21 protein-coding genes, 1 tRNA gene and 1 pseudogene are annotated in these 25,212 nt (G+C 71.2%); 6 read left to right on the top strand and 17 right to left on the bottom strand.

The window, feature by feature from the left end:
* Positions 1-10: 10 nt before the first annotated feature.
* From HZU84_RS05820 to HZU84_RS05810, 3 genes are read right to left on the bottom strand one after another with little or no spacing between them, the layout of a single operon-like run.
* A complete protein-coding gene (locus tag HZU84_RS05820; protein WP_149505222.1) occupies positions 11-1,210 on the bottom strand; it encodes a PLP-dependent transferase in 1,200 nt (399 codons plus the stop codon).
* A gap of 17 nt (positions 1,211-1,227) precedes the next feature.
* On the bottom strand, positions 1,228-2,616 hold the full coding sequence (rimO, locus tag HZU84_RS05815; protein WP_149503471.1) for a 30S ribosomal protein S12 methylthiotransferase RimO: 1,389 nt from the start codon (positions 2,614-2,616) through the stop codon (positions 1,228-1,230).
* A 58-nt stretch (positions 2,617-2,674) separates the two neighbouring features.
* The gene (locus HZU84_RS05810; RefSeq protein ID WP_180692811.1) at positions 2,675-3,139 is read right to left on the bottom strand and encodes a c-type cytochrome; all 465 of its coding nucleotides are present in this window, start codon (positions 3,137-3,139) and stop codon (positions 2,675-2,677) included.
* 112 nt (positions 3,140-3,251) lie between these two features.
* Here HZU84_RS05810 and mnmC point away from each other — a divergent pair, with 112 nt between their 5' ends.
* Complete coding sequence (gene mnmC, locus HZU84_RS05805) at positions 3,252-5,270, top strand: bifunctional tRNA (5-methylaminomethyl-2-thiouridine)(34)-methyltransferase MnmC2/FAD-dependent 5-carboxymethylaminomethyl-2-thiouridine(34) oxidoreductase MnmC1 (protein ID WP_149503469.1); 2,019 nt, start codon at positions 3,252-3,254, stop codon at positions 5,268-5,270.
* On the opposite strand, the gene HZU84_RS05800 is transcribed toward mnmC, so the two are convergent.
* The 4 genes from HZU84_RS05800 to HZU84_RS05785 are packed head-to-tail and all read right to left on the bottom strand — an operon-like array spanning position 5,207 to position 8,468.
* Positions 5,207-6,487 carry a DNA recombination protein RmuC gene (locus HZU84_RS05800; RefSeq protein ID WP_149503468.1) on the bottom strand — a complete coding sequence of 427 codons (1,281 nt, stop codon included), beginning with the start codon at positions 6,485-6,487 and terminating at the stop codon, positions 5,207-5,209. The genes mnmC and HZU84_RS05800 overlap by 64 nt on opposite strands.
* 13 nt (positions 6,488-6,500) lie before the next feature.
* Positions 6,501-7,160 (bottom strand): YceH family protein, encoded by a 660-nt coding sequence (locus tag HZU84_RS05795; protein ID WP_180692810.1) that lies wholly within the window; start codon positions 7,158-7,160, stop codon positions 6,501-6,503.
* Complete coding sequence (locus tag HZU84_RS05790; protein ID WP_149503467.1) at positions 7,160-7,942, bottom strand: SDR family oxidoreductase; 783 nt, start codon at positions 7,940-7,942, stop codon at positions 7,160-7,162. The genes HZU84_RS05795 and HZU84_RS05790 overlap by 1 nt, the downstream gene beginning before the upstream one ends.
* 13 nt (positions 7,943-7,955) lie before the next feature.
* Positions 7,956-8,468: a hypothetical protein gene (locus HZU84_RS05785; protein ID WP_149503466.1), complete on the bottom strand. Its 513-nt coding sequence runs from the start codon at positions 8,466-8,468 to the stop codon at positions 7,956-7,958.
* A 261-nt stretch (positions 8,469-8,729) separates the two neighbouring features.
* On the opposite strand from HZU84_RS05785, the gene HZU84_RS05780 reads away from it, so the two are divergent.
* A complete protein-coding gene (locus HZU84_RS05780) occupies positions 8,730-10,415 on the top strand; it encodes an electron transfer flavoprotein-ubiquinone oxidoreductase (protein ID WP_149503465.1) in 1,686 nt (561 codons plus the stop codon).
* Here HZU84_RS05780 and HZU84_RS05775 read toward each other — a convergent pair.
* The 3 genes from HZU84_RS05775 to HZU84_RS05765 form a co-directional block, all read right to left on the bottom strand.
* Positions 10,400-11,113 (bottom strand): EAL domain-containing protein, encoded by a 714-nt coding sequence (locus HZU84_RS05775; RefSeq protein WP_149503464.1) that lies wholly within the window; start codon positions 11,111-11,113, stop codon positions 10,400-10,402. The genes HZU84_RS05780 and HZU84_RS05775 overlap by 16 nt on opposite strands.
* 11 nt (positions 11,114-11,124) lie before the next feature.
* Positions 11,125-11,577 (bottom strand): BLUF domain-containing protein, encoded by a 453-nt coding sequence (locus HZU84_RS05770; RefSeq protein ID WP_149503463.1) that lies wholly within the window; start codon positions 11,575-11,577, stop codon positions 11,125-11,127.
* 85 nt (positions 11,578-11,662) lie between these two features.
* Positions 11,663-12,469, bottom strand: a complete 807-nt coding sequence (locus HZU84_RS05765; RefSeq protein ID WP_149503462.1) for an enoyl-CoA hydratase — start codon at positions 12,467-12,469, stop codon at positions 11,663-11,665.
* A gap of 58 nt (positions 12,470-12,527) precedes the next feature.
* On the opposite strand from HZU84_RS05765, the gene mltB reads away from it, so the two are divergent.
* Together mltB and abc-f are read left to right on the top strand one after the other, a co-directional pair.
* Entirely contained in the window at positions 12,528-13,607 is a 1,080-nt protein-coding gene (gene mltB, locus HZU84_RS05760) for a lytic murein transglycosylase B (RefSeq protein ID WP_149503461.1), read from the top strand.
* 13 nt (positions 13,608-13,620) lie between these two features.
* On the top strand, positions 13,621-15,576 hold the full coding sequence (abc-f, locus tag HZU84_RS05755; RefSeq protein ID WP_149503460.1) for a ribosomal protection-like ABC-F family protein: 1,956 nt from the start codon (positions 13,621-13,623) through the stop codon (positions 15,574-15,576).
* Between the two features lie 25 nt (positions 15,577-15,601).
* Here the strand turns inward: abc-f and HZU84_RS05750 are convergent, their stop codons facing one another.
* Together HZU84_RS05750 and HZU84_RS05745 are read right to left on the bottom strand one after the other, a co-directional pair.
* Positions 15,602-16,507: a DUF2145 domain-containing protein gene (locus HZU84_RS05750; RefSeq protein ID WP_149503459.1), complete on the bottom strand. Its 906-nt coding sequence runs from the start codon at positions 16,505-16,507 to the stop codon at positions 15,602-15,604.
* Complete coding sequence (locus HZU84_RS05745) at positions 16,504-17,001, bottom strand: hypothetical protein (RefSeq protein WP_149503458.1); 498 nt, start codon at positions 16,999-17,001, stop codon at positions 16,504-16,506. The genes HZU84_RS05750 and HZU84_RS05745 overlap by 4 nt, the downstream gene beginning before the upstream one ends.
* 150 nt (positions 17,002-17,151) lie before the next feature.
* Between HZU84_RS05745 and HZU84_RS05740 the strand changes: the two genes are divergently transcribed.
* Positions 17,152-17,964, top strand: coding sequence for a DNA/RNA non-specific endonuclease (locus HZU84_RS05740; RefSeq protein ID WP_244954477.1), 813 nt, complete (start codon positions 17,152-17,154; stop codon positions 17,962-17,964).
* A 13-nt stretch (positions 17,965-17,977) separates the two neighbouring features.
* On the opposite strand, the gene HZU84_RS05735 is transcribed toward HZU84_RS05740, so the two are convergent.
* The 4 genes and pseudogenes from HZU84_RS05735 to HZU84_RS05720 form a co-directional block, all read right to left on the bottom strand.
* Positions 17,978-19,261, bottom strand: a complete 1,284-nt coding sequence (locus tag HZU84_RS05735; protein ID WP_244954514.1) for an RNA-guided endonuclease InsQ/TnpB family protein — start codon at positions 19,259-19,261, stop codon at positions 17,978-17,980.
* A gap of 32 nt (positions 19,262-19,293) precedes the next feature.
* Positions 19,294-22,113: an ATP-binding protein gene (locus HZU84_RS05730; RefSeq protein WP_338054793.1), complete on the bottom strand. Its 2,820-nt coding sequence runs from the start codon at positions 22,111-22,113 to the stop codon at positions 19,294-19,296.
* 78 nt (positions 22,114-22,191) lie between these two features.
* Positions 22,192-22,994: pseudogene (locus HZU84_RS21090) on the bottom strand (PAS-domain containing protein); the annotation flags it as partial.
* A 97-nt stretch (positions 22,995-23,091) separates the two neighbouring features.
* Positions 23,092-24,468 carry a methyl-accepting chemotaxis protein gene (locus HZU84_RS05720; RefSeq protein ID WP_180692809.1) on the bottom strand — a complete coding sequence of 459 codons (1,377 nt, stop codon included), beginning with the start codon at positions 24,466-24,468 and terminating at the stop codon, positions 23,092-23,094.
* A 159-nt stretch (positions 24,469-24,627) separates the two neighbouring features.
* Between HZU84_RS05720 and HZU84_RS05715 the strand changes: the two genes are divergently transcribed.
* Positions 24,628-24,990 (top strand): response regulator, encoded by a 363-nt coding sequence (locus HZU84_RS05715; RefSeq protein ID WP_149503455.1) that lies wholly within the window; start codon positions 24,628-24,630, stop codon positions 24,988-24,990.
* A 66-nt stretch (positions 24,991-25,056) separates the two neighbouring features.
* Here HZU84_RS05715 and HZU84_RS05710 read toward each other — a convergent pair.
* Positions 25,057-25,146, bottom strand: a tRNA-Ser gene (locus tag HZU84_RS05710).
* Positions 25,147-25,212 lie beyond the last annotated feature (66 nt).

The raw sequence follows: 25,212 nt of genomic DNA, 5'->3' as shown, positions 1-25,212 counted from the left end.
CTGCTGCCCTTCAGACCTTCAGATCGTCAATCTTCAGCGCCGCGTCGGCCGACGCGGCCAGATCGGCGATCAGATCGTCGACCGACTCCAGGCCGATGCACAGCCGCACCAGCGTGCCCCGGTAGGGCGTGGCCAGGCTGCGCATCGCGCGGGCCTCGTAGGGCACGGCCAGACTCACCGGCCCGCCCCAGGACCAGGCGATGCGGAAGAAACGCAAGCCGTCGACAAAGGCATCGACCGCGGCCCGGTCGAAGCGCGGATCAAGCTCCAGCGTCAGCAGCCCGGCGGCCGAGCGGCACAGCGCCGCCCAGTGTTCGTGGCCGGGCGAGCCCGGCAGCGTCGGGCTGAGCACCCGCACGAACTCCGGCCGGCCCTGCGCCCACTGCGCGATGCGCCGCGCCGCGGCGTCCTGCGCCTCGTAGCGCAGCCGCATCGACGGCAGCCCGCGCAGCACCGCCTCGACATCGTTCAGCCCCACGCCCAGGCCCAGGCGCGCATGCGCCAGCGCCAGCCGCCGGTACAGCGCCTCGTCCCGGCAGGCGACCGAGCCCATCAGCACGTCGGCGCCGCCCGAGGGGTACTTGGTCAGCGCATGCACCGTCAGGTCCACCGCCAGGCCCTCGCCCAGGTCGAAGGCATCGAAGGCCAGGCCCGCGCCCCAGGTGTTGTCCAGTGCGATGAGCGCCTGCGGCGCGCGCTCGCGCACCCGCCGCACCAGGCCGCGCAGGTCCGGGAACTCCAGCGTGACCGAGCCCGGCGCCTCCAGCCAGACCAGCTTCGTGGCGGGCGTCAGCGCCGCCTCCAGCGAGGCCGGGTCCATCGGGTCGTAGATCCGGTGCGCGATGCCCCAGGCCTGGAGCTCGTGCGTGGCGAAGCTGCGGCTCGGGCCGTAGACGTTGTCGGGCAGCAGCAGCTCGTCGCCGCGGGCCAGCAGCGCGATGTCGACCAGCGTGATCGCCGCCAGGCCGCTGGGGGCCAGCAGGACATGGTTCGCGCCCTCCAGCGTGGCCAGCCGCGCCTGCAGCGTCAGCGTGGTAGGCGTGCCGTGCAGGCCGTAGGTGTAGCCGCTGCCGTCGATCCACTCGGTGCGGCGCAGCGCCTCGACCGACGGGAAGAACACCGACGAGGCCTTGTGCACCGCGGGCAGCTGGGCATCGAAGCCCGCCGGCGCGGCGTACGGGTGGTGGACCTGCGCGGTCTCCGGCTGCATCGGGCGGCTGGAAGCGCTCACAGCAGCTCGCCGATCAGGTCGTGGCCGAGCACGCCGCTGATGCGCACCCGCGCGAACTCGCCGACCTTCATCGTGCGCGAGGCCTTCGACGGCGGCAGGATCTTCACGGTGCCGTCGATCTCGGGCGCGTCGGCGTAGGTGCGCGCCACGCCGCCCTTGCGGCCCAGGGCCGGCGCGCTGTCGACCAGCACCTGCATCGTCGCCCCCACGCGCGACTTCAGCTTCTCGATCGAGACCTGCTCGGCCACCGCCATGAAGCGCGCGCGGCGCTCCTCGCGCACCGCGTCGGGCAGCGCGCCGGGCAGCTCGTTGGCGGCGGCCCCGTCGACCGGCGAGTACGCGAAGCAGCCGGCGCGGTCGATCTTCGCCTCCTTCAGGAAGTCGAGCAGGTACTCGAACTCGGCCTCGGTCTCGCCGGGGAAGCCGGCGATGAAGGTCGAGCGCACCACCAGGTCCGGGCAGAGCTCGCGCCACTTCTGCAGGCGCTCGAGGTTGCGCTCGCCGCTGGCCGGGCGCTTCATGCGCTTGAGCACATCCGGATGCGCGTGCTGGAAGGGCACGTCGAGATAGGGCAGCACCAGACCCTCGGCCATCATCGGAATGATCTCGTCGACATGCGGATACGGGTAGACATAGTGCAGCCGCACCCAGGCGCCATAAGGCTTGGCGATCTCGCCCAGCTTCGCCACCAGGTCGAACATACGGGTCTTGACCGGCGTGCCGTCCCAGAAGCCGGTGCGGTACTTCACGTCCACGCCATAGGCCGAGGTGTCCTGGCTGATGACCAGCAGCTCCTTCACGCCGCCCTCGAACAGCGCGCGGGCCTCGCTCAGCACATCGCCCACCGGGCGCGAGACCAGGTCGCCGCGCATCGACGGGATGATGCAGAAGCTGCAGCGGTGGTTGCAGCCCTCGCTGATCTTCAGATAGGCGTAGTGCTTCGGGGTCAGCTTGACGCCGGCGGCCGGCACCAGGTCGATGAAGGGGTCGTGCGGCTTCGGGACATGCTGGTGCACCGCGTCCATCACCTCCTGGGTGGCGTGCGGGCCGGTCACCGCCAGCACCTTGGGGTGGACCTGGCGCACCAGGTTCTCGCCGCCGTCGGCGGTGCGCGAGCCCAGGCAGCCGGTCACGATGACCTTGCCGTTCTCGGCCAGCGCCTCGCCGATGGTGTCCAGGCTCTCCTTGACCGCATCGTCGATGAAGCCGCAGGTGTTGACGATCACCAGGTCGGCGCCCTGGAAGGTCTTGCTGGTGGCATAGCCCTCGGCCGAGAGCTGGGTCAGGATCAGCTCGGAGTCGGTCAGGGCCTTCGGGCAGCCGAGGCTCACGAAGCCGATCTTCGGGGCGGCGGAGGTGGAGGAAATGTTCTGGAGGTCGCTCATGGGCCGGATTGTCCCAGAGAGCGCAGCCGCCGGCGCAGACACCGCCGCCCGCCCGGCATCACGGCTTGCGGAACGCGTCGTGGCAGCTGCGGCAGCTGCCCTCCACCTGGCTGACCGCCGCCTTGATGCGATCCAGGTCGGAACCCTGGGCCGCGGCCACCAGCGCATCCACCTTCTGCCGGTAGTCGGCGCTGGCCTGGGCGAACTCGGCCGGCTTGTCCCAGACCGCCGACAGCGCGCGGGTCGGCGGGTAGTTGCTGTCGGCCGGGAACAGCGCCCAGGGCTGATCGGCCAGCTTCTGCAGTGCCTGCGCCTGCGCCAGGAATTCGGCCGCCTGGTAGGGCTTGCGGTCGCGCGCGACCTGGCCGATCGGCTCGAAGTTGCGGGTGAAGGACTTGAAGATCTCGCGCCGCTTGCTCACCGGCTGGTCGGGATGGGTGTCGGCCGGCTCGGCCGAGCAGCCGGCCAGCGTCACGGCCAGCGTGCCGGCACCGGCCAGCATCAGCAGGGAGCGTGAGAACAAACGGTTCGTGGAGCGGTTCGATGTCATGTCAGGACGCAGGCGCCAGAGGCAAAAGCCGCAAGTGTGCCCTGCCCGTCCGGGCCGCACCGCAATCCCCGACAATGCCGCCCCGATGAACGCTGCTGCCCCGATCTCCCCCGCCCGCATCGACCTGCTGCCCGACGGCACCCCCTGCGCGCCCGACTACGGCGATGTCTACCACGCCACCGCCGGCGCCTTCGCTCAGGCTCGCCATGTCTTCCTGGCCGGCAACGGCCTGCCCGGGCGCTGGCAGGGCCGCGAGCGCTTCGTGGTGCTGGAGACCGGCTTCGGCCTGGGCAACAACTTTCTCGCCACCTGGGCGGCCTGGCGCGCAGATCCGCAGCGCTGCGAGCGGCTGGTCTTCATCTCGCTGGAAAAGCACCCGCTCACGCCCGAGGACATGGCGCGCGTACACCGCAGCAGCGAGGAGGCAGCGCTGGCGGCCAAGCTGGTCGCGCAGTGGCCGCCGCTGACGCCCGACCTGCACGCGCTCGACTTCGAGGGCGGCCGGGTGCAGCTGCTGCTGGTCTTCGGCGACGCGCTGCAGACGCTGCCCGGGCTGCAGGCCGAGGCCGACGCGCTCTACCTGGACGGCTTCGCGCCCGCGCGCAATGCCGAGCTGTGGAGCGCCGAGCTGTTCCGCCGGCTCGCCCGCCTGGTCGCGCCCGGCGCCACCGCTGCGACCTGGAGCGCGGCGCGGGCGGTGCGCGACGGGCTGGCCTCGATCGGCTTCGCGGTCGAGCGCGCGCCCGGCTTCGGCGGCAAGCGCGACATCACGGTGGCGCGGCACGCGCCGCGCTTCGTGCCGCCACGGCCCGCCGCGTGGCGCCCGCCGCACGCCGGACCGCGCCACGCACTGGTGATCGGCGCGGGCCTGGCCGGCGCGGCTGCCGCACACGGCCTGCTGCGCCAGGGCTGGCAGGTCGAGGTGATCGACCGCCAGGCCACGCCGGCGGCCGAGACCTCGGGCAATCCCGGCGGGCTGATGCACGGCATCTTCAATGCGCCCGACAGCCTGCACGCACGCTGGTTCCGCGCCGCCGCGCTGCGCACCGCGCGGCTGGCCGCACCGGCGCTGGCGCAAGGGCGCGTGTCCGGCCGGCTCGACGGCTTCCTGCGGCTGGAGCCGCGGCTGGACGAGGCCCGCGCCCGCGCCCAGCTCGCCACAGTCGGCCTGCCCGCCGACTGGATCGACTGGCAGGACGCCGCGGCCGCAGCCGCCTTCAGCGGCCTGCCGATCGGCATTGACGGCGGTGACGGCTGCGGCGGCTGGCAGTTCGGCCAGGGCGGCTGGCTCTCTCCGGCCGACTGGAGCCGCCACCTGCTGCAAGGCGCCACCTTCCGCGGCGGGCTGGCGGTGCAGCATCTGAGGCGCGAAAACGGCCTGTGGCAAGCGCTGGATGCGGACGGCCGGGTGCTGGCGGCCGCGCCGGTGCTGGTGGTCGCGGCCGCGCTGGGCAGCCCGGCGCTGCTGCAGGACCGCGCCCGGCTGTCGCTGGCACCGGTGCGCGGCCAGACCACGGTGCTGCCCGCGGGCTGGCCGGGGCTGCGGGTGGCGCCATCACGGCTGCGCCCGCTCTCCGGCCAGGGCTATGCCCTGGCGCTGCCCGACGGCCGGATCTTGACCGGCGCCACCACCCAGCATGACGACCCCGATCCCCAGGTGCGTGCGGCCGACCACCGCCACAACCTGCAGCGCGCGCAGCGCCTGGGGCTGGTCGAAGCGAACGCCGCCCTGGAAAGAATCGAGGATCTGGCGGGCCGGGTCGGCTGGCGCGCGGTCACGCCGGACCGACTGCCGCTGGCCGGGCCGCCGGTGGACGAAGCGGCCCTGGCCGCCGCCGCCGCGGCCGGGCGCCAGCGCCTGGACGCGCTGCGGCTGCGCCCGCGTCGGCATGACGAAGAAGGCGGCCTCTACCTGCTGGCCGGCCTGGGCTCGCGCGGGCTGGCCAGCGCGGCGCTGGCCGGGGAGGTGCTGGCGTCCTGGATCACCGGCGCGCCCTGCCCGGTCGCGGCCGACCTGCGCGACGCGATCGACCCGGCGCGTCAGTCCTCGGCGCGGTCGCCGGGGGGCCGCTCGTCCGTCAGCCCCTCGACCGAGCGCAGCTGACGCGCCATCGCGCGGGTGCGCACCTCGGCCGACTCGATGCTGGAGCTGGCCTCCTGGAGCTTGCGCCGGGTCTTCTCGAGCACCTCGCCGAAGCGGGCGAACTCGGTCTTGACGCCACCGAGGATCTTCCAGACCTCGGTCGAGCGCTGCTCCAGCGCCAGCGTGCGGAAACCCATCTGCAGGCTGCCGAGCATCGCCAGCAGCGTGGTGGGCCCGGCCAGCGTCACATGGTGCTCGCGCTGCAGCCGCTCGAACAGGCCGGGGCGGCGCAGCAGCTCGGCATAGAGCCCTTCCGTCGGCACGAAGAGCACCGCGAAGTCGGTGGTGTGCGGCGGCGCCAGGTACTTGGCGGCGATGGTGCGCGCCTCGTCGCGGATGCGCGCTTCCAGCGCCCGCGCGGCGGACTCGGCCGCATCGCGGTCGGCGCGGTCCTGCGCGTCGAGCAGCCGCTCGAAATCCTCGCGCGGGAACTTCGCGTCGATCGGCAGCCAGACCGGCGCCTCGCCCGCCCGCGCGCCCTGTCCGGGCAGACGGATCGCGAACTCGACACGCTCGCGGCTGCCGGGCACGGTCGCCACATTGACCGCAAACTGCTGCGGCGTGAAGACCTGCTCGAGCAGCGCCGCCAGCTGCACCTCACCCAGGATGCCGCGCGTCTTGACATTGCCCAGCACCCGGCGCAGGTCGCCCACGCCCTGCGCCAGCGTCTGCATCTCGCCCAGGCCGCGGTGCACCTGCTCGAGCCGCTCGGCCACCTGTCGGAAGCTCTCGCCCAGGCGGGTCTCCAGCGTCGATTGAAGCCGGTCGTCGACGGTGGCACGCATCTGGTCGAGCTGCTGCTCCACCATCTGCTGCAGCGCCTGCAGCCGGCGCTCGCTGGCCTCGGCCAGGCGGTGCAGGTGCTCGTCCTGGGTGCGCAGCGCCTCGCCCGACTGGGTCATCAGCAGACGCTGAAGCTGCACGAGCTGCGCGTTCGACTCCTGGCGCAGGCCGCGGGCGCTGGCCTGGATCTCGGCGCGCAGCTCGCGCTCGACACGCTCGCTGTGCGCGTGGCCGGCGTCGATCACCGCGTCGCTCAGCTCCTGCAGCCGCTCGGCCAGCCGGGCCTCCAGCTGCGCATCCACCGCAGCCGGCGGCGCCGGGCGCAGCAGCAGCCAGACCAGCAGGCCGGACTGCGCCAGCCCCAGCGCCAGCAGCGCCGTCTCGAGACCGCTCATGCGCTGCCGGGCGTCAGACCTCGATGCCCAGCGCAGCGGCCAGGCGGTCCAGGCGCGCGCGCAGCTCGGCCACCTCGGCGCGCAGCACCGCGACCTCCTCGGCCAGGCCGGCGTCGGCGGCTGCAGCCGTCGCGCCCGGCTCGGCGCCGGTCGCCTCGATCTGCACCTCGCCGCACAGCAGATGCACCCAGCGCGACTCGCGCGCACCCGGCGCACGCGGCAGCTTGCGCACCATCGGCTCGGCCTTGCCGGCCAGCTCGTCGAGGAAGCCCTCGACCGAGGACACGTCGGCGAAGCGGTGCAGCCGCTCGCTGTGCAGGCGCAGCTCGGCTGCGGTCTGCGGGCCGCGCAGCATCAGCGTGGCCAGCAGCGCCACCGCCGCGCCCGGCACGCCCAGCGCGCGGCCGAGGTTGTGCTCGAACTTGACGGTGCGCGTGCCGCTGATCTCGACGACCAGGCTCAGCGCCTTGAGCTCCTCGATCGCGGCCAGGGCCTGCGCCTCGTTCACGCTCATGACCGGATCGCGGGCGGTCTTCTGGCTGCAGCCCGCGCACAGCGCGTTGAGCGACAGCGGATAGGTATCGGGCACGGTCGATTCCTTCTCGACCAGCACCGCGACGATGCGGGCTTCCAGCGCGGTCAGCGTGCGGCGGATCATCACGGTCCTTTGCATCACAGGCCGAAGCCGTCGTCGGCCTGAATCACCGCGCCGTTGACGAAGTGGCTCTCGTTGGCACAGAGCATCAGCAGCACCAGGTCGAGGTCTTCCGGCTTGCCCAGGCGCTTGCGCGGCAGCATGTTCACCAGCTTGTGGCCGGCCTCGGTGTCCCAGTGGTGGTGGTTGATCTCGGTGTCGATGTAGCCCGGGCAGATCGCGTTGACATTGATGCCGAACTTGCCCCACTCCAGCGCCATCGCGCGGGTCATGTGGATCACCGCGGCCTTGCTCATCGCATAGGGCCCGATCTGGCTGAGCACGCGCAGGCCGGCCATCGAGGCGATGTTGACGATGCGCCCGCCGGTGTAGGTGCCGGGCGCGGCGCCGCGCGCGCGCGCCACCATGCGCCGGCCGACCTCCTGCGCGACGAAGAAGGCACCGCGCACATTGGTGTCGAAGATGAAGTCGAAGTCGTCGGGCGTGACATCGAGGATCTTCTGGGTCGCACTGACGCCGGAGTTGTTGATCAGGATGTCGAGCACCCCGACCTCGGTCTCCGCATGCGCCACCGCCGACTTGATGCTGTCGAGATCGGTCACATCCAGCTCGACGACATGCGCGTCGCCGCCCTGGCCCTCGATCTCGGCCCGCAGCTCCTTGAGCCGGTCGGAGCGCCGGCCGCCCAGCACCACCGCGGCACCGGCCTGCGACAGCACGCGGGCGAACTGGGCGCCCAGGCCGCTGGACGCGCCGGTGATCAGCGCGACACGGCCGGACAGGTCGATCGAATAGCTCATGACATGCTCCTGGTCAGGTGGGAATCTGCCGAAACTTGCGCTTCGGGTGGTCGCTGACGATAGCATGTCGCCCGCTGCCGGCCCGGCGCTGCAGCGGGAGGCGGGCGATGTCCTGCTGCAGACCGTCGACCAGGCGCTGCACCTCGCATCGATCGCCGAACAGGATCTCGATCTCGCGGCGTGCCAGGTCGCTGGCCGGTCGCGCGGGCGGCAGCGGCAGATCCTGCGCCGGCAGCAGCAGCGGATCGAGCAGATCGGCATGGCGCTGGTAGAGCGTCGGATGCACATGCTGGATGCGGCGCACCAGCCGCGACGCAAAGACCCGCACCAGCTCTCGAGGAGACTCTCCGGTGCGCAGCGCCAGCGCATCGATCAGCACCTCGAGCTGCTCGGCCGGATAGCCGTCGAGCGGCTGCACCGGATCACGCGCCGGCACATCGGTCGCGAACATCAGCACATCGGCCATGACCGCACCATGACGCGCCTCGACCATTCCGACCAGTTCTGAAACCAGCAGTCCCAGCATGACACCTACCCCTGTTGCCTGGGCGCTCGCCGATCGACCGGACTCCTCCGGGTTTGCACTGACTGCGCCTGATGTCGGGAGAATAGAAATATCGCCCGGTACCAGGTGCACGGAAAAGGCCGCGTGCACAGGGGCATCTCGCCGCGCCCGTGGCGTGCAGCGCTGTGGCGCATCCGCATCGCCACTAAAAAGAACGGTCGTTCTTTTTTTGTACCCGGACCGTTAGAATTCACGCCGCTCCAACAACACAGGACAACCCTCATGACTCCCCAGGAGATCCTCGCCCAGTACGGCCCGCGCGACGCGATGGAATATGACGTCGTCATCGTCGGTGCCGGCCCGGCCGGACTGGCTGCAGCCATCCGTCTCAAGCAGCTCGCCAGCGCAAAGGGGCAGGAACTCTCGGTGGTGGTCATCGAGAAGGGCTCGGAGCCGGGCGCGCACATCCTGTCGGGTGCGGTCATGGACCCGATCGCGATGAACGAGCTGTTCCCGGACTGGAAGGAGCGCGGCGCACCACTGAACCAGCCGGTCACCGCCGACGAGGTGCTGTTCCTGAACGAGACGGGCGCCACCAGGACGCCCGACTTCCTGGTGCCGGACTGCTTCCACAACGCCGGCAACTATGTCATCAGCCTGGGCAGCGTGGTGCGCTGGATGGCCGAGCAGGCCGAAGGCCTGGGCGTGGAGATCTTTCCCGGCTTCGCAGCGGCCGAAGTGCTCTACAACGACGACGGCAGTGTCAAGGGCATCGCCACCGGCAACCAGGGCGTGGGCAAGGACGGCGAGCCCAGCGACGCCTTCCAGATCGGCATGGAGCTGCACGGCAAGTACACCCTCTTCGCCGAGGGCGCACGCGGCCATCTGGGCAAGCAGCTGATCGCCCGCTTCCAGCTCGACGAAGGCAAGGATCCGCAGAGCTACGGCATCGGCATCAAGGAGCTGTGGGAGATCGATCCGGCCAGGCACAAGCCCGGTCTGGTGGTGCACACCGCCGGCTGGCCGATGCAGCCCGACACCTACGGCGGCGGCTTCCTCTACCACCTGGAGGACAACAAGGTCACGCTGGGCTTTGTCGTCGGCCTGGACTACAAGAACCCGTGGCTGAGCCCGTTCGAGGAAATGCAGCGCTGGAAGACGCATCCGTCGATCCGCCAGTACCTCGAGGGCGGCAAGCGCCTGAGCTACGGCGCACGCGCGATCACCGCCGGCGGCCTGCTGAGCCTGCCCAGGACGGTGTTCCCGGGCGGCGCGCTGGTCGGCTGCGACGCCGGCTACCTGAATGCCGCACGCATCAAGGGCAGCCACGCCGCGATCAAGACCGGCATGCTCGCCGCCGAAGCTGCCTTCGACGCGCTGGCCGCCGGCCGCCAGAGCGACGAGCTCTCCGCCTACCCCGAGGCGTTCGAGGCCAGCTGGCTGCACAAGGAACTCGACCGCTCGCGCAACTTCAAGCAGTGGTTCAAGAAGGGCGTGTGGGTCGGCTCGCTGATGACCGGCATCGAGCACTGGCTGCTGCCGAAGATCGGCCTGGAGGCGCCGCCGTGGACCATCCACCGCACCGAGCCAGACCACGCCCGCCTGCTGCCGGCCGCCGAGTGCGAGAAGATCGAATACCCGAAGCCGGACGGCGTCATCACCTTCGACCGCCTCAGCTCGGTGTTCGTCTCCAACACCAACCATGAGGAACACCAGCCCGCGCACCTGACGCTGAAGGACGCGCGCGTGCCGGTCGAGACCAACCTGGCGGTCTACGCCGGGCCGGAGACCCGCTACTGCCCGGCCGGCGTGTACGAGTTCGTCAAGACCGACAACGGCCACGACAAGCTCGTCATCAACGCGCAGAACTGCGTGCACTGCAAGACCTGCGACATCAAGGACCCGACGCAGAACATCGTCTGGGTCACGCCGGAAGGCGGCGGCGGTCCGAACTACGCCGGCATGTGAGGCAGGCGGGGCGCGGGCAGCGCCTCGAAGCCGGGGCGGCCGAACAGGTAGCCCTGGAACAGCTCCACGCCCTCGCCGGCCAGCCAGCGGTATTCCTCGGGCGTCTCGACGCCCTCGGCGACTGCCTCGATGCCCAGGTCGAGACAGGCGCCGAGCACCGCGCGCACGATCGCCTGGCGCGGCCCGCTGCGCTCGATGCCGCGCAGCAGCGCCATGTCGAGCTTGAGCAGGTCAGGCTGGAACTCCGCCAGCAGGTTCAGCCCGCAGTGGCCGGCGCCGAAGTCGTCGATCGCCAGCTGCAGACCCAGCGCCCGCACCCGGCGCATGCGCTGCGCGAAGCCGGCCAAGTCGCCGATCGCCTCGCTCTCGGTCACCTCCAGCACCAGCCGCTCCAGCGGCAGGCCGTGGCGCTGCGCGGCGAGAAACATCGCCTCGAGCACCCCGTCGTCCTCGCCCAGGCTGCGCGGCAGGAAATTGAGGTTGAGCCGCCCCTGCAGCCCGAGCCGCACCGCCAGGTCGATTGCGCGGCCGCGGCCGGTCGCATCGAGCCGGTGCAGCGCCGGCTCGTCCAGGCCGGACAGCACCTGCCCGGCCGGCTCGCCCGCCGGACCGCGGATCAGCGCCTCATGCGACCAGACGCGGCCGCTCGGCGCATGCACGATCGGCTGGAACGCGAAGGAGAAGGCCGAGCGGTCCATGGTCGTCGACCTCAGGCGGCGCCGTCTCGCCGGTGCCAGCGGCCGGCGCCGAAGGCCTGCAGCAGCTTGCGCGCGCGGCCACTGTCGATCGCGCTCAGCGCGGTGCCGCCGCGGAAGAAGTCGTTGGTGCCCTCGACGCTGCGCAGCAGCTCGTCGTCGACCTGCACGAAGCCCATCGACCACTGGCCGAAGCTGCGCCGCGCGACCGGCTCATGGATGATGCGCACGATCTCCGCATGGCGGGCATCGGCGGCGATGCGCGCGTACAGCGCGTCGACCTTCGCCCCCGGGCCCTCCAGCACCTGGAAGAAGCTGCCCCGGTCATGCAGCAGCATGCCGGTCACGCCCAGCGCGGCGTTGTTGCGCCGCGCCACCGCCAGCAGATCGACCAGCTGGTCGAACGAGAAGGGCCGGGTGGCCGAGCTGGCGTAGATGCAGTGGACGAGATCAGGCTCGGTCGCCATCGTGGACTCCTGGTGACGGGACGGCCGGTTCTTTCGGCCGTTGATGCCAAGGACTTGATCGGTACCGCTGCGCAGGGGCGCCGTCTCAGTCCGGGCGGGCCCAGGCCGGCGGGCGCTTGTCGATGAAGGCCTGCACGCCCTCGAGCGCGCTGTCGTCCATCATGTTGCAGGCCATGGTCTGCACCGCGCTCTGGTAGGCGGCCTCCTGACCCATCTCGAGCTGGCGGTAGAACAGCGCCTTGCCCATCGCGATGGCGGTGCGCGGCTTGGCCAGGATGCTGTCGACCAGCCGGGCGACCTCGGCGTCCAGCGCCTCGGCCGGCACCACGCGGTTGACCAGGCAGCGCTGGCGCGCCTCCTCGGCGGAGATGAACTCGCCGGTGACCAGCATCTCGAAGGCCTGCTTGCGCGGCACGTTGCGCGACAGCGCCACGCCGGGCGTGGCGCAGAACAGGCCCAGGTTGACGCCGCTGACCGCGAAGCGCGCGCGGTCGACGGCCACCGCGAGGTCGCAGGCCGCCACCAGCTGGCAGCCGGCGGCGGTGGCCACGCCCTGGACCTTGGCGATCACCGGCACAGCCAGGCGCTGGATCGTCGTCATGACCCGGCCGCAGCGGCCGAACAGATCGCGGTAGTAGTCCAGCGCGGGCTCGGCGCGCATTTCCTTCAGGTCATGGCCGGCGCAGAAGGCCCGGCCGGAGGCGGCCAGCACCACCGCGCGCAGCGTCTCGTCGCCGGCCAGTGCGTCAAGCTCGGACTGCAATGCCGCCAGCATCGCCTCCGACAGCGCGTTGAAGGCGTCGGGGCGGTTCAGTGTCAGCGTGACGACGCCATGCGCGTCGCGCTGGCTCAGCAGGATCGGGTCGGACAGGCTGTCCTGGCTGTTGTTCATCGGGGTCTCCTCAGGTGGGGGCACGGCGCAGCTTAGCGCCAGCGGCGACAATCACGCCATGTCAGCAACCCCGAACCCGATGCGCCGCCGCCTGACGGCGCGGCTCGCCACCGCGGCTGCCGCCCTGGCGGTCGCCCCGGCCCTGGCCACCGCCCAGACCGTGCCCTCGCCGCCGCCCGGCTACGAAGGCCGGGAGGATGTTTCCGCCTTCGTGCGCCAGCTCGTCAGCCGCCATCCCCAGCTCGACGACGAGGTGGTCGCCACCGCGCTGGCCGACGCGCGCTACCAGCCGCAGGTCGCGCGGCTGATCATGCCGGCGGCCAGTCCGGCGGCGAAGAACTGGAAGGTCTACCGCTCGCGCTTTCTCGACACGCTGCGAGTGCGCGAGGGCGTGAAGTTCTGGCGCGACAACGAGGCGGTGCTGGCGGCGGCCGAGGCGCGCTGGGGCGTGCCGGCCGCGGTGATCGTGGCGATCATCGGCGTGGAGACGATCTACGGCCGCCAGACCGGGGGCTTCCGCGCGATCGACGCGCTCTCGACGCTGGCCTTCGATTTTCCGCGCGGGCGCAGCGACCGCTCGGCCTTCTTCCGCGACGAGCTCGAAGCCCTGTTCGTGCTGGCCGCGCGCGACCGGGTCAACGTGATGACGATCCGCGGCTCCTATGCCGGCGCGCTGGGCATGCCGCAGTTCATGCCCAGCTCCTGGCTGAAGTTCGCGGTCGACTTCGACGAGGACGGCCGCGTCGACCTGCACCGCAGCATCGCCGATGTGGTCGGCAGCGTGGCGAACTTCCTGTCGGTGCATGGCTGGCAGCGCGATCTGCCGACCCATTTCGACGTGCTGCCGCCGCCCGAGGGTCCGGATCGCGAGGCGCTGCTGGCGCCCGACATCCTGCCCAGCTTCAAGGCGGCGGACATGGCCGCGCGCGGCGCCACGCTCAGCCCGGCAGGACAGCAGTTCGCCGGCCCGCTCGCGCTGGTGGAGCTGCGCAACGGCGTCGAGCCGCCCTCCTTCGTGGCCGGCACCGGCAACTTCTGGACGATCACCCGCTACAACTGGTCGGCCTACTACGCGATGGCGGTCATCGACCTGGCCGACACGCTCTTGGCGCTGAAGCTCGTCGCCGATCAGCGCTGAACCCGACTTTCCCATGCTCCAGTTCAAGAACATCACGCTGCGTCGCGGCACGAAGCTCGTGCTCGACGACACCTCGTTCACGCTCCAGCCCGGCGAGAAGGCCTCGCTGGTCGGGCGCAACGGCGCGGGCAAGTCCTCGCTGTTCGCGCTGCTGACCGACCGGCTGCACCCGGATGCCGGCGACATCGAGATGCCGCCGCGCTGGCGCATCGCCGAGGTCGCGCAGAACATGCCCGAGACCGAGACCGGCGCGACCGAGTTCGTGCTCGAGGGCGACGCGCCGCTGATGGCCGCGCGCACCGCGCTGGCCCAGGCCGAGGCCAGCGGCGACGGCCACGCCATCGGCGAGGCCCATGCGCGCCTGGCCGAAGCCGGCGCCTTCGACGCCCGCTCGCGTGCGCAGGCGCTGCTGCTCGGCCTGGGCTTCCGGGTCAGCCAGCTGGATCTGCCGGTCAACAGCTTCTCGGGCGGCTGGCGCATGCGGCTGCAGCTCGCGCGCGCGCTGATGTGTCCGGGCGACCTGCTGCTGCTCGACGAGCCCACCAACCACCTGGACCTGGACGCGCTGGTCTGGCTGGAGGCCTGGCTCTTGCGCTTCGAGGGCACGATGCTGGTCATCAGCCACGACCGCGAGTTCCTCGACACGGTGACCCGGGTCACGCTGCACCTGGACGAGGCCCGGGTGACCCGCTATGGCGGCAACTACACCACCTTCGAGTCGATGCGCGCCGAGCGCATGCTGCAGCAGCAGGCCGCCTACAGCCGCCAGCAGGAGAAGGTGGCGCAGCTGCAGCGCTTCATCGACCGCTTCAAGGCCAAGGCGACCAAGGCCAAGCAGGCGCAGAGCCGGGTCAAGGCGCTGGCCCGCATGGAGAAGCTCGCGCCGGTGCTGACCGCCGCCGACTTCGAGTTCTCCTTCCGCGAACCGCTGAGCCTGCCCAACCCCATGCTGGTGATGGATGCGGTCGAGGTCGGCTACGGCGAGACGGCGATCGTGCGCGGCGTGACGAAATCGGTGCTGCCGGGCCAGCGCATCGGCATCCTGGGCGCCAACGGCCAGGGCAAGTCGACGCTGGTCAAGACGCTGGCCGGGGCGCTCCCACGCCTGTCGGGTCGGGTCCAGGAGGGCAAGGGCCTGGCGATCGGCTACTTCGCGCAGCAGGAAATGGATGTGCTGCGGCCCGAGGAGGGGCCGCTGGCGCACATGATCCGCCTGGCCAGGGAGGTCAGCCCGCAGGCGCGCGAGCAGGAGCTGCGCGACTTCCTCGGGCGCTTCCGCTTCGTCGGCGACATGGTCAATCAGGAAGTCGGCTCGCTCTCGGGCGGCGAGAAGGCGCGCCTGGTGCTGGCGATGCTGGTCTGGCAGCGCCCCAACCTGCTGTTGCTCGACGAGCCGACCAACCACCTCGACCTCACCACCCGCGAGGCGCTGAGCATGGCGCTCAACGAATACGAGGGCACGGTGATGCTGGTCAGCCACGACCGCGCGCTGCTGCGCGAGGTCTGCGACGAGTTCTGGCTGGTGACCGGCGGCCAGGTCGAGCCCTTCGACGGCGATCTGGACGACTACCAGAAATGGCTGCTCGAGCAGAGCCGCGAGATCGCCCGGCGCGCCCGCGAGGAAGACCGCGCCGCGCAGGAGCAGGCCCGCGCCGCCAGCCAGCCGGCCGCCGCAGTGCCGGCCGCACCGTCCAGCCGCGACGAGCGCAAGGCCCAGGCCGCCGCCCGCATGAAGCTCGCCGAGCTGACCCGGCCGCTGAAGAAGCGCCAGCAGCAGGCCGAGCAGGCGCTGGAGAAGGCCCAGGCCGAACATGCCGCGCTCCTGGAGGCGATGGCCCGCCCGGACCTGAGCCCGGCCGAGCGCGCCGATCAGGGCCGCCGCCTCAAGGAGCTTGCCGATCGCATCGAGACGCTCGAGATGGAGTGGCTGGAGATCGGCGAGCAGATCGAGGCGATGGAGGCGGCCTGAGCCACGCGGCCGAAGAAGCGGGCCGTCACTCCAGCGCGAACACCTCGTCACCCGGCTCCGGCATGCAGTCGTCGCTCAGCGGCGCCCAGCCCCGGCGCAGCACGCCACGGGCGCCGGCATGGCAGAAGGCCAGCCGCTCGGCCGCCGGCCAGCGCTGGCGCAGGAAGTCCTCGAGTGCCGCCGGCAGGCTGACCTGCATTCGCCCGGCGGCAAGATCTTCGGGCGGATGGTCGTCATGGTGCAGCCAGGGCACCAGGCGCGTGAGGTCGACCGCCCAGAGCGGCAGCTCGATGCGGCTGGGCTGGTAGCCGGTGCGGCGCAGCCAGGCCTGCGCGGCCTCGCGCCCGGGACCGGCGCCACCGGCGGCCGCGATCAGCTCGATCGCCCACTGGTTGCAGTTCTGGTAGCGGGTCGAGAAGGCGTGCGCATTGGGGCTGTAGACCGTGCCCAGCACCTCGAGCGAGCGGCCGGCATCGAGCAGCGCCGTCTCCAGCGCGGCCTCGTCGGCGCGGGCCTCCAGCGGCAGCAGCACCACCGACAGATGGCCGCGCTCAGGCCGCTCGGCACCGGCCAGGAAGCCGGCCAGCCCCTGGTCGAACAGGCGCGAGCGTCCCTCCTCGCAGGCGTAGTAGAGCTGGCGCACCGACCACGGCCCGTCGGCGCTGGCACGCACGCTGAAGCCGGCATGCGAGAAGCGGTGGCCGATGCGATCCAGGTCAAGACCGGCGCGCGACACCAGCGCGACCCGACGCCCGGAGGATTCCAGCGTGCTGCGCACCCGCTCGGCCAGCATCAGCATCCGGCCGATGGCGCGCGGCCCCGGATCCGGCGCGACCGCGCACGGCCGCAGCAGATCCGCCCGGGCCGGCGGCGCCAGCAGCAGCAGCAGCGGGATCAGCAGCGCCAGCGGCCAGGCCGCCGCCCGGATCACAGCGTGACCGGGCGCGAGCCGAGCTCGCGGTGGCGCATGTCGTCCAGCACCAGGAAGAAGGGTTCGGCGGCGCCGGCACGGGCCAGCTCGAAGCCCCAGCCCTGACGGCGCACGTTCAGCAGCGCGCCGGTGCCCAGCACCTGGCGCTCGGCCAGCACGCGCGGCAGCTTCAGCACCAGCTCGGCGCCGCCGGGCTCGGCCTGCAGCGTCAGCGCCAGCAGCGCGCGCCCGGGCTCGGCGGCGTCAGGCGCCAGCTCGGCGACATCGGTCACCCGCCAGTCGCCGGCGGCCAGATCGCCGCCCGACGAGCTTCGGCTGGACTGGCCGATCGAGGTCGACAGGCTGCCGACCGACGAGGAGGCGCTGTCGAGCGCCGAGGAAGCCGCCGTGCTGGCCGCGACGGCAGGCACCGCCGCAGTGGCCTGAGCCAGTGCGAGCAGCACAGGCAGCGTGCAGACGCGCAGCAGACGGGACGGGATCGAGGAATCGTTCATGCGCAGGACGTTAGCAGCGACAGGCAGGAGTCGACTCCCCGATCTGAGCGGTGTTCCGCGTCGACTTCGGTTAGTGTCACAACCCTTCATCGAATCTTCAGGTCCATTTCCTGTTCCGACGTGTCCCTGCTCCGCCCCCGCCCCATCACCTTGGCCAGCATTGCCAGCGTTGTTGCACTGCTGCTGTCGAACACCGATCTGAGCTCTTATCTGAAGTCCCTGCTGCCACAGTCGGGCGAGGCGACGCCCCCTGCCGCGCCCGCCGCCGGGGGCCCGCTGGGCTATCCTGGCAGCAGCAGCCGCTGCCCGCAGTTCTTCCCGCAGAAGAGCGTGCTGCCACGCATCGACCTCAGCCCGCAGCGCCGGCTGCGCGAGCTGTGCTTCGATGCCTTCGCGGTCATTCACTCCGGCCAGAGCCGCACGCCGGTGCTGGTGATCGAGCGGCTGACACGGCGCCAGCTGCAGGACGCGCGCGGCGAGGAGCGCACCAACCGCTTCTATCCGGAGGCCCGCCTGCCCTCGGCCGACCGGGCCACGCCGGACGACTACCGCAACTCCGGCTTCGACCGAGGCCACATGGCCCCGGCGGCCGACATGCCCACCGCGCAGGCGATGGCGCAGAGCTTCTCGATGGCCAACATGGTGCCGCAGGCGCAGCAGAACAACCGCGGCCCCTGGGCCGACATCGAGCAGGCCACCCGCAAGTACGTGATGCGCAGCAAGGGCGCGGTCCAGGTCTACACCGGCCCGATGTTCCCGAAGCGGCCGCGCACCATCGGCGACAACCAGGTCTGGGTGCCCTCGCAGCTCTACAAGCTGGTCTACGACGAGGCCGAGAACCGCGCCTGGGCCTACTGGATCGACAACCGCGACGAGGCACCGATGCCGCGCCCGATCAGCTATGCGGAGCTGGTCAAGCGCACCGGCATCGAGTTCCTGCCTGGCCTCAATCCGGGGCATTGACATCCTCCCCGCCCTAAAGGACGGGGATTCCGGCAGACACGACCGCTTGCGCGGCCGAGCCTTCGGCGGGTTCCTGCTTCATTGCGGCTGCGTGTCGTCCCCTCACGGGTCTGGCACGTCTGACCTCCGCTCCACAGGCTTCGGGCCTTGCGACCCAGACCGCGTGTCCCGCGGCCAGTACGTTCTTCGCGGCGTTCAGGTCCGCGTTCTCACTGTGCCCGCACGCTTCGCACTCGAAGCGGGCTTGCGTCGGCCGGTTCTCCCTGGCCGTGTGCCCGCAGGCGCTGCACCGCTGGCTCGTGTACGCCGGGTCCACGGGCACCACTGCACCGCCTCGGGCCGCTGTCTTGTACTCCAGTTGTCGCCGTGCCTCGCCCCACGCCTGATCGAGGATCGAGCGGTTCAGTCCCGCTTTCTGCCGCACTCGTTGCCCTGGCTCGGTGGCTGTGCCCTTGGCGCTGGCGCTCATCGCCGCCACCTTCAGATCCTCGATGGCGATCACCGGATGCGCATCTGCCCACTTCGTCGTCAGCTTGTGCAGCCAGTCCTTGCGCTGCGCCGCGATCCGGGCATGCACTCTGCCCAGTCGGTCAATCGCCTTGCGCCGGTTCTTCGACCCCTTCACCTTGCGCGAGACACTGCGCTGGACCCGCTTCAGGTACTTCTGCTGCCGCTTCAGCGCATTCAGCGGCGCCACGCACTCACCGTCCGTCGTCGCCGCGAACAGTGCCACCCCGAAGTCGATCCCTAGCGTCGGCACCAGTCCCGCCGCCGGGATCACCTCCGGTTGTTCCACCTGGATCGACACGAACCAGCGGCCTCGCTCCTGCGTCAGCGTCCAGTTCCGAACCTCACCCTCGACCGCCTGCGACTGGCGCATCCGCATCCAGCCCAGCTTCGGTGGCTTGATGCGCTGGTTCTCAGCGTCGAGCTTGCAGTCCGAAGCCTTCGGAAACCGCAGCCCCGCATCCTGGCCCCGACCCCGGAACCTCGGATAGCCGCCCTGGCCCTCGAAGAAGCGCCGGTAGCTCGCCTCCAGTCGCTTCAGGGTCTGCTGCTGCGCCTGCACGGGGGTTTCGGCCAGCCATGCCGTGTCCGGGTCGTTGCGCCACGCCGTCAGCCAGCGGCACATCGCAGCAAAGCCCGAGAACTTCTCGCCCGCCTCCCTCAGCCGCTGCTGTTCGCCGATGGCCCGGTTCCACACCCAGCGGCACGACCCAGCGAACCGGCGCAGGGTGTGCGCGGTGCCGGGTGTGGGGCGCAACTGGAAGCGGAAGGCTCGAATTGGCTCGACCACCAAGCCAATGGCTCGCTGCGCGAGCCTGCGCTCTACCTCCCCGCCCTGAAGGACGGGGCTTCTCGCGCCTTCTGGGTGAGCGCGCCCTGCTCGCCGGCCAGATCGGCCAGAAGCACCTGCAGATGTTCGGCCAGGTCTGTGCACGGCCCGGCCAGACTGGCACACCAGTCGCGCAGCCGATGCCCGCCCGGCGGCGGCAGGCCCGCCGCCAGCGCCTTCTCGGCCTGGGCGGCCAGCCGGGACAGGTCGGCAGCCCCCATGGTCGCGGCCAGGCCCTTGAGCGAGTGCATCTGCCGCACCGCCTCGGCCTGCTCGCCCCGCGACAGATGCGCCTCGAGCTGCGCGCAGCAGCCCTGCAGGGTCGGCACCAGCGCAGCGGCAAAGCGGCGCAGCACATCGAGACGGCCTGACATGCGATCGAGCGCGCCATCCAGATCCAGACCGGCCCGGGCCGCGTGCAGGCGCATCGACTCGGGCAACCTGAGGGCCTGAGCGGCCGGCCGTGCGCCCATCCGCCGACCGGTCAGGCGCAGCAGCACCCGCACCAGCGCATCGAAGTCGAAGGGCTTGCCGACATGCTCGTTCATGCCCGCGGCCAGACAGGCGATCCGGTCGCCCGGCATCGCGTTGGCCGTCATCGCGACGATCGGCAGCCGCGTCAGGCCCAGATCGGTCCGAATGCGGCCGGTGGCGGTCAGGCCGTCCATCACCGGCATCTGCAGGTCCATCAGCACCAGGTCGAAGCCGGGATCGGCCGAGGCCACCGCCTGCACACCCTGCTGGCCGTCAGCGGCGATCGTCACCTGCGCGCCCTCGCCCTCGAGCAGCTCGCGCGCAACCTGCTGGTTGTTCGGGTTGTCCTCGACCACCAGCAGCCGCAGGCCGTCGAGCCGGTGCTCGGCCGCCACCGTGGCCGCCGGCGGCGACTCGCCACGCCGCTCGGCCGCCACCGCCGCCACGGTGTCGCGCAGCACCGGAGCGATCAGCGGCCGCACCAGGCAGCCGTCCAGGCCATCACGCTGCGACAGTGGCTGCGAGGCCAGCGCCATCCGGCCGCCGGCGTTTTCCAGCGACAGCAGCATCAGATCCTCGTCATGGCCGCGCAACGTGCGGCACAGCGTGCGTGCCGCCGCAGCCGGCAGCCCGTCGACCAGCGCCAGCGTCACCCGCGGCCCGGACGCCAGGCCACGGCGGACGGCCTCGACCGCCGCGTCGGCGTTCGCCACCGCCTGCGCCGGCCAGCCCAGCGACGCCGCCATCGCGACCAGAATCTCGCGCGTGCCGGCATGGTCGTCGACCACCAGCACCTGCGGCGCCGGCCCGTCCAGCCGCGCAGACGGCACCGGAGCCTGCTCGTCCGAGGCGATCTCCAGCGCCAGCTCGAAGCTGAAGCGGCTGCCCGGCCCGGGCCGGCTCTCGAGCGCCATCTCGCCGCCCATCAGCGCGACCAGCCGCTGGCAGATCGACAGCCCGAGCCCGGTGCCGCCGAAACGCCGGGTGGTGGAGGTCTCCGCCTGCGAGAAGCCGCTGAAGATGCGCTGGCAATGTTCCGGCGCGATGCCGATGCCGGTGTCGCTCACCGCGAACTCCAGCAGCACATCGGTCAGGTTGAGCAGCACCGGCCGCACCGTCAGCCGGACCTCGCCGGCCGGGGTGAACTTGATCGCGTTGCCCAGCAGGTTGATCAGCACCTGCTGCAGCCGCAGCGCGTCGCAGACCAGCCAGGGCGGCGTGGCCGGATCGATGTCGAAGATCACCTCCAGCGCCCGCTCGCCGACGCTGGCGGCCACCAGATCGGCCAGATCGCGCAGCAGCCGCTCCAGCGCGAAGGGCTGGGGATCGAGCTCGAGCTTGCCGGCCTCGATCTTCGAGAAGTCGAGAATGTCGTCGAGCAGGCCGAGCATCGCGCGTGCGGCCCGGCCGGCCTTGTCGGTGTAGTCCTGCTGCGCCGGGCTCAGCGCGGTGCCCTGCAGCAGCCTCAGCATGCCCAGCACCGCATTCATCGGCGTGCGGATCTCGTGGCTCATGTTGGCCAGGAACTGGCTCTTGGCCACGCTGGCCTCCTCGGCCTGGGCCTTGGCACGCAGCAGCGCCGCATGCTGGACGCGCTGCTCGCTGATGTCGACATAGCCGACGACCACGCCAAGCTCCTCATGCGCGGCCGGCATCGCGCTGACCGACAGCCAGACCGGGCGCTGGTCGGGCGCCAGCACCTGCATCACCGCGTCATGCACCGGCTGGCCGCTGCGCAGGGCCTGCAGGCTGGGGTATTCGTCGGGCGGCATCGGGCTGCCGTCCGCGCGCAGGATGGTCCAGCGCGCGTCGTCGCAGTCGCGGCCGACATGCTCGGTGCGGCTCAGGCCGAGCATGCGCTCGGAGGCCGGATTGCAGTCGATGATGTGCCCGAAGGGATCGGTCACGGTGATGCCCACCGGCAGGATGGCGTGAATGGCCTGCAGCCGTGCCAGCGCCTTGCGGCTCTCGCGCGAGGCCGCCTCGGCGCGCTCGCGCGCCAGCACCAGCTCGGTGATGTCGATGCGGAATCCCACCAGATGGCCGTCGGGCATGCGCCGCTCGATGATGCGCAGCCAGCGCCCGTCATCGAGCTGCTGCTCGACCACGCCATCAGCGGCGCGGTGCACCGCCATGCGCTCGGCGATCCAGGCCTCGACGCGGCCGGCCGCGGCCCGGTACTGGCCGCGCTCGGCCCCCGCCCGAATGATCGACTCGAAGCTCGCCCCGGGCAGGATCAGATCGGCCGAGGTGGCGTAGAGCTCGCGGTACTTGTCGTTGCAGAACACCAGCCGGTCCTGCGGGTCGTAGACGACGAAGGCCTCGTTGACCGCGTCGATCGAGCCGCGCAGCAGCGTCTCGGTCAGCTTGTGGTCGGTGATGTTGACGTAGGTGGTGACGAAGCCGCCGCCGGGCAGCGGCGCGCTGCGGATGTCGAGCGTCAGGCCGTCCTCGCGGGTGTGCTCCATGCGCTGCAGCATCGGCTGGCGCGCCACCGCGATGCGCGCGGCCACCAGCGCGTCGAGGTCGCCAGCGCCGTAGTCGCCGCGCTCGGCCTTGCACGCACGATCTGCTCGTAGGAGGTGCGTGCGCCCGAGAACAGCGTTTCGGGCAGGTCGAGCAGCTGGCGGTATTCGGCATTGCAGATCATCAGATCGAGCGCGTCGTCGAACACCGCCAGCCCGCAGGGCACGTTCTCGAGCATGCCGCGCAGCATCGCGTTGGTGTGCGCCAGGGCCTGCTCGGCCTGATGGTGACGGGTGATGTCATGGCATAGCGCCAGATAGCGCTGCGGCCGGCCCTCGCGGCCCGGCAGCGGCACGACGATCGTGTCGACCCCGAGCAGCGGCGCCAGGCCCGGCCCGCGCAGGATCTCGCCGCGCCAGGGCAGACCGGAGGCCACGACGCAGCGCATCTCGCGCCAGCGGCGCCGCTCCAGCGCCCCGGCGACCAGGCCGCGATGCCCGCGCCCGATCAGGGTTCGGCGCGGCTGCCCCACCAGACGGCAGAAAGGATCACTGACCTCGACGAAACGGCCCCGTGCGTCCAGCAGGGCCACCGGCGCATGGCGACGCAGCGCCTGCAGCAGGCTGTCATCGCCGGCCTGCTGCGACGTGTCCCGATGCGGCTGCGGCTGCCGATGCGGCGAATCCAGCCGTACCGCACCGCGCCACAGCACCAGCGGCGCGGCCAGCAGCAAACCGGCCGGCAGCGCCCACATCGCCGCCTCATGCGACAGCCACGTGGTCAGCAGCCACAGCGCCAGCGTCTGGGCCAGCAGCACCAGCAGCAGGCCCTCCAGCACGAGGCGCCAGGCCTCAGAAGAATTCGACCGCACCCTGGGCTGCCGGCGGATTCGATGCCGATGCCGATGCCGTGACGGCAGCGGTCGCGGCGAAGGCCGGCATCCGGGCGACGGACGTCGACCCCGGCGCGGACACGGCCTCGCTCATGCCGGAGAGCCTGAACTGCGCCAGCACCCCGTCCAGATCGCGCGCCTGGGCCGCCAGCACGTCCGCGATCGCGAAGGTCTCGGTGGCCAGCTGCAGGTTCTCGCGGGTGGTCTCACGCAGCGCGAACAGCGTGTCGCGCATCGCCAGCAGCCCGTCGGCATGCTCGTTGGTGTCGGCCGAGAGGTTGTGGAAGGTGGTGTCGACCCGAGTGACCGCCTCGCTGAGCCGCTCGATCGTGGTGCCGGCGACCGAAGCCAGCGCGCTGCCCTCGGTCGAGGCCCGCACCGACTCGCCGATCAGCCCCTTGATCTCGGCCGCGGCCTGGGTGACACGCTGCGCCAGCATGCGCACCTCGCCCGCCACCACCGCGAAGCCCCGTCCCTGCTCGCCGGCGCGCGCAGCCTCCACCGCCGCATTCAGCGCCAGGATGTTGGTCTGGAAGGCGATGCCGTCGATCACGCCGATGATGTCGGTGATGCGACGCGCGTCGGCGTCGATGCGGTGCATCTGCGCGACCATGCGGGTGACGATCTCGCCGCCCTCGCGGGCCAGCGCGGTCGCCGACTGCGCCGTCGCGCGCGCAGCCATCGCCGCGCCGGCGCTGTCCTTGACGATCACCGCGACCTGGTCGAGCGACACCGCCACATCGCCCAGTTCGCGCGCGGCCTGCTCGCTGCGTTCGCCCAGGCGCTGGCCGCTGTCCTGCAGCGTGGCCGCGGACTCGCCGGTCGACTGCGCGGAGCGTCGGGCCTGCGCCAGCATCTGACCGACGCGCTCCTGCACATCCTTCAGGCGCTGCCCCAGCGGCGTCTCGGCCCGCAGCACCTCGAGGTTGAGATGAATGCGCCCCGAGCGGCCCATCGCACGCACCAGGAAATCCACATCGAACAGCGCCTGTGCCTGGCCCGCACGCTGGCGGGCATCGAGCCCGCCGAAGAGGCCCTGGGCCAGCGTCAGCAGCAGCCAGGCGGGCAGGTCGGCTGTCAGCAGCGCCACGCCCTGCACCAGCGCCGCCAGCAGGGGCAGCAGCGGCCTCTGCAGCAGCGGCAGCAGCATCAGCAGCACCGCGCCGGGCAGCGGGGCCAGCGTCTGGGCCGGCCTCTGCCATGGCCAGATTGCCGCGCCCAGCACCGCCAGCCCGAGCAGCAGCAGCCCGGGCCGCGAGCGCAAGGCGACCGCCAGCCGATGGGCTGCACGGCTGGGCCAGGAAGAAGGAATCGTTTCCAGGGAACGGTCGGACATCGGCAGGACTCGCAAGGGGTCGACCGGCAGCGTAGGCCGCCTCGCGCCGAGGGGTCCGAGCGAACAGCCGCAGACCGATCCGGCTGTTTCCGCCATCAGACACGCGTCACGCCTCTAGATTCGGCAGCATCGCCCTGCTTTGCCGACCGGAAACCGACAATGAAACGTGTCCTCGTCATCGACGACCAGCCCGAGATCCGCGAACTGATCCGGATGACCCTGGAGATCGAGAATCTCGAGGTGCATGAGGCCGGCGATGGCAGCGAGGGTCTGGCCTGCGCCTTGCGGCTGCGCCCGGACCTGGTGCTGCTCGACGTGATGATGCCCGGCGCCCTCGACGGCTTCGCGGTCTGCCAGCGCCTGCGCGACGATGCCACGCTGCGCCGCACGCCGGTCATCATGCTGACCTCGAAGACCGAAGCGGCAGACCGTCGTCGTGGCCTGGAGTCAGGCGCCAGCGCCTTCCTGACCAAACCCTTCAGCCCGCGCCAGCTGCTGTCGGTGGTGGACCGATTGGCCTGAGCTGCGCCAGGCACGACACTCGCAAAGCAAAAACCCCAAGTAATTCAATTACTTGGGGTTTGCATCTGGCGGAGAGGGCGGGATTCGAACCCGCGGTGGGGATTAACCCACACACGCTTTCCAGGCGTGCGACTTAAACCGCTCATCCACCTCTCCGGAAAGACATGTATTCTAGCATGAGAAATTTCGGATTGAAAAGAGCGCCGTGAAAAAGGGGGCCGA

It is taken from the genome of Sphaerotilus sulfidivorans (assembly GCF_013426975.1).
Classification (GTDB): Bacteria; Pseudomonadota; Gammaproteobacteria; order Burkholderiales; family Burkholderiaceae_C; genus Sphaerotilus; species Sphaerotilus sulfidivorans.
This window is presented reverse-complemented; position numbering and strand designations above follow the sequence as displayed.

What these genes read in the sequence shown, in the direction of transcription:
- mnmC (WP_149503469.1), top strand. Translation starts at nt 3,252, where the DNA reads ATGAACGCTGCTGCCCCGATCTCCCCCGCCCGCATCGACCTGCTGCCC.
- HZU84_RS05820 (WP_149505222.1), bottom strand. Translation starts at nt 1,210, where the DNA reads ATGCAGCCGGAGACCGCGCAGGTCCACCACCCGTACGCCGCGCCGGCG.
- HZU84_RS05790 (WP_149503467.1), bottom strand. Translation starts at nt 7,942, where the DNA reads ATGAGCTATTCGATCGACCTGTCCGGCCGTGTCGCGCTGATCACCGGC.
- HZU84_RS05770 (WP_149503463.1), bottom strand. Translation starts at nt 11,577, where the DNA reads ATGGCGACCGAGCCTGATCTCGTCCACTGCATCTACGCCAGCTCGGCC.
- rimO (WP_149503471.1), bottom strand. Translation starts at nt 2,616, where the DNA reads ATGAGCGACCTCCAGAACATTTCCTCCACCTCCGCCGCCCCGAAGATC.
- HZU84_RS05785 (WP_149503466.1), bottom strand. Translation starts at nt 8,468, where the DNA reads ATGCTGGGACTGCTGGTTTCAGAACTGGTCGGAATGGTCGAGGCGCGT.
- abc-f (WP_149503460.1), top strand. Translation starts at nt 13,621, where the DNA reads ATGCTCCAGTTCAAGAACATCACGCTGCGTCGCGGCACGAAGCTCGTG.
- HZU84_RS05765 (WP_149503462.1), bottom strand. Translation starts at nt 12,469, where the DNA reads ATGAACAACAGCCAGGACAGCCTGTCCGACCCGATCCTGCTGAGCCAG.
- HZU84_RS05745 (WP_149503458.1), bottom strand. Translation starts at nt 17,001, where the DNA reads ATGAACGATTCCTCGATCCCGTCCCGTCTGCTGCGCGTCTGCACGCTG.
- HZU84_RS05720 (WP_180692809.1), bottom strand. Translation starts at nt 24,468, where the DNA reads ATGTCCGACCGTTCCCTGGAAACGATTCCTTCTTCCTGGCCCAGCCGT.
- HZU84_RS05800 (WP_149503468.1), bottom strand. Translation starts at nt 6,487, where the DNA reads ATGAGCGGTCTCGAGACGGCGCTGCTGGCGCTGGGGCTGGCGCAGTCC.
- HZU84_RS05795 (WP_180692810.1), bottom strand. Translation starts at nt 7,160, where the DNA reads ATGCAAAGGACCGTGATGATCCGCCGCACGCTGACCGCGCTGGAAGCC.
- mltB (WP_149503461.1), top strand. Translation starts at nt 12,528, where the DNA reads ATGTCAGCAACCCCGAACCCGATGCGCCGCCGCCTGACGGCGCGGCTC.
- HZU84_RS05715 (WP_149503455.1), top strand. Translation starts at nt 24,628, where the DNA reads ATGAAACGTGTCCTCGTCATCGACGACCAGCCCGAGATCCGCGAACTG.
- HZU84_RS05780 (WP_149503465.1), top strand. Translation starts at nt 8,730, where the DNA reads ATGACTCCCCAGGAGATCCTCGCCCAGTACGGCCCGCGCGACGCGATG.
- HZU84_RS05775 (WP_149503464.1), bottom strand. Translation starts at nt 11,113, where the DNA reads ATGGACCGCTCGGCCTTCTCCTTCGCGTTCCAGCCGATCGTGCATGCG.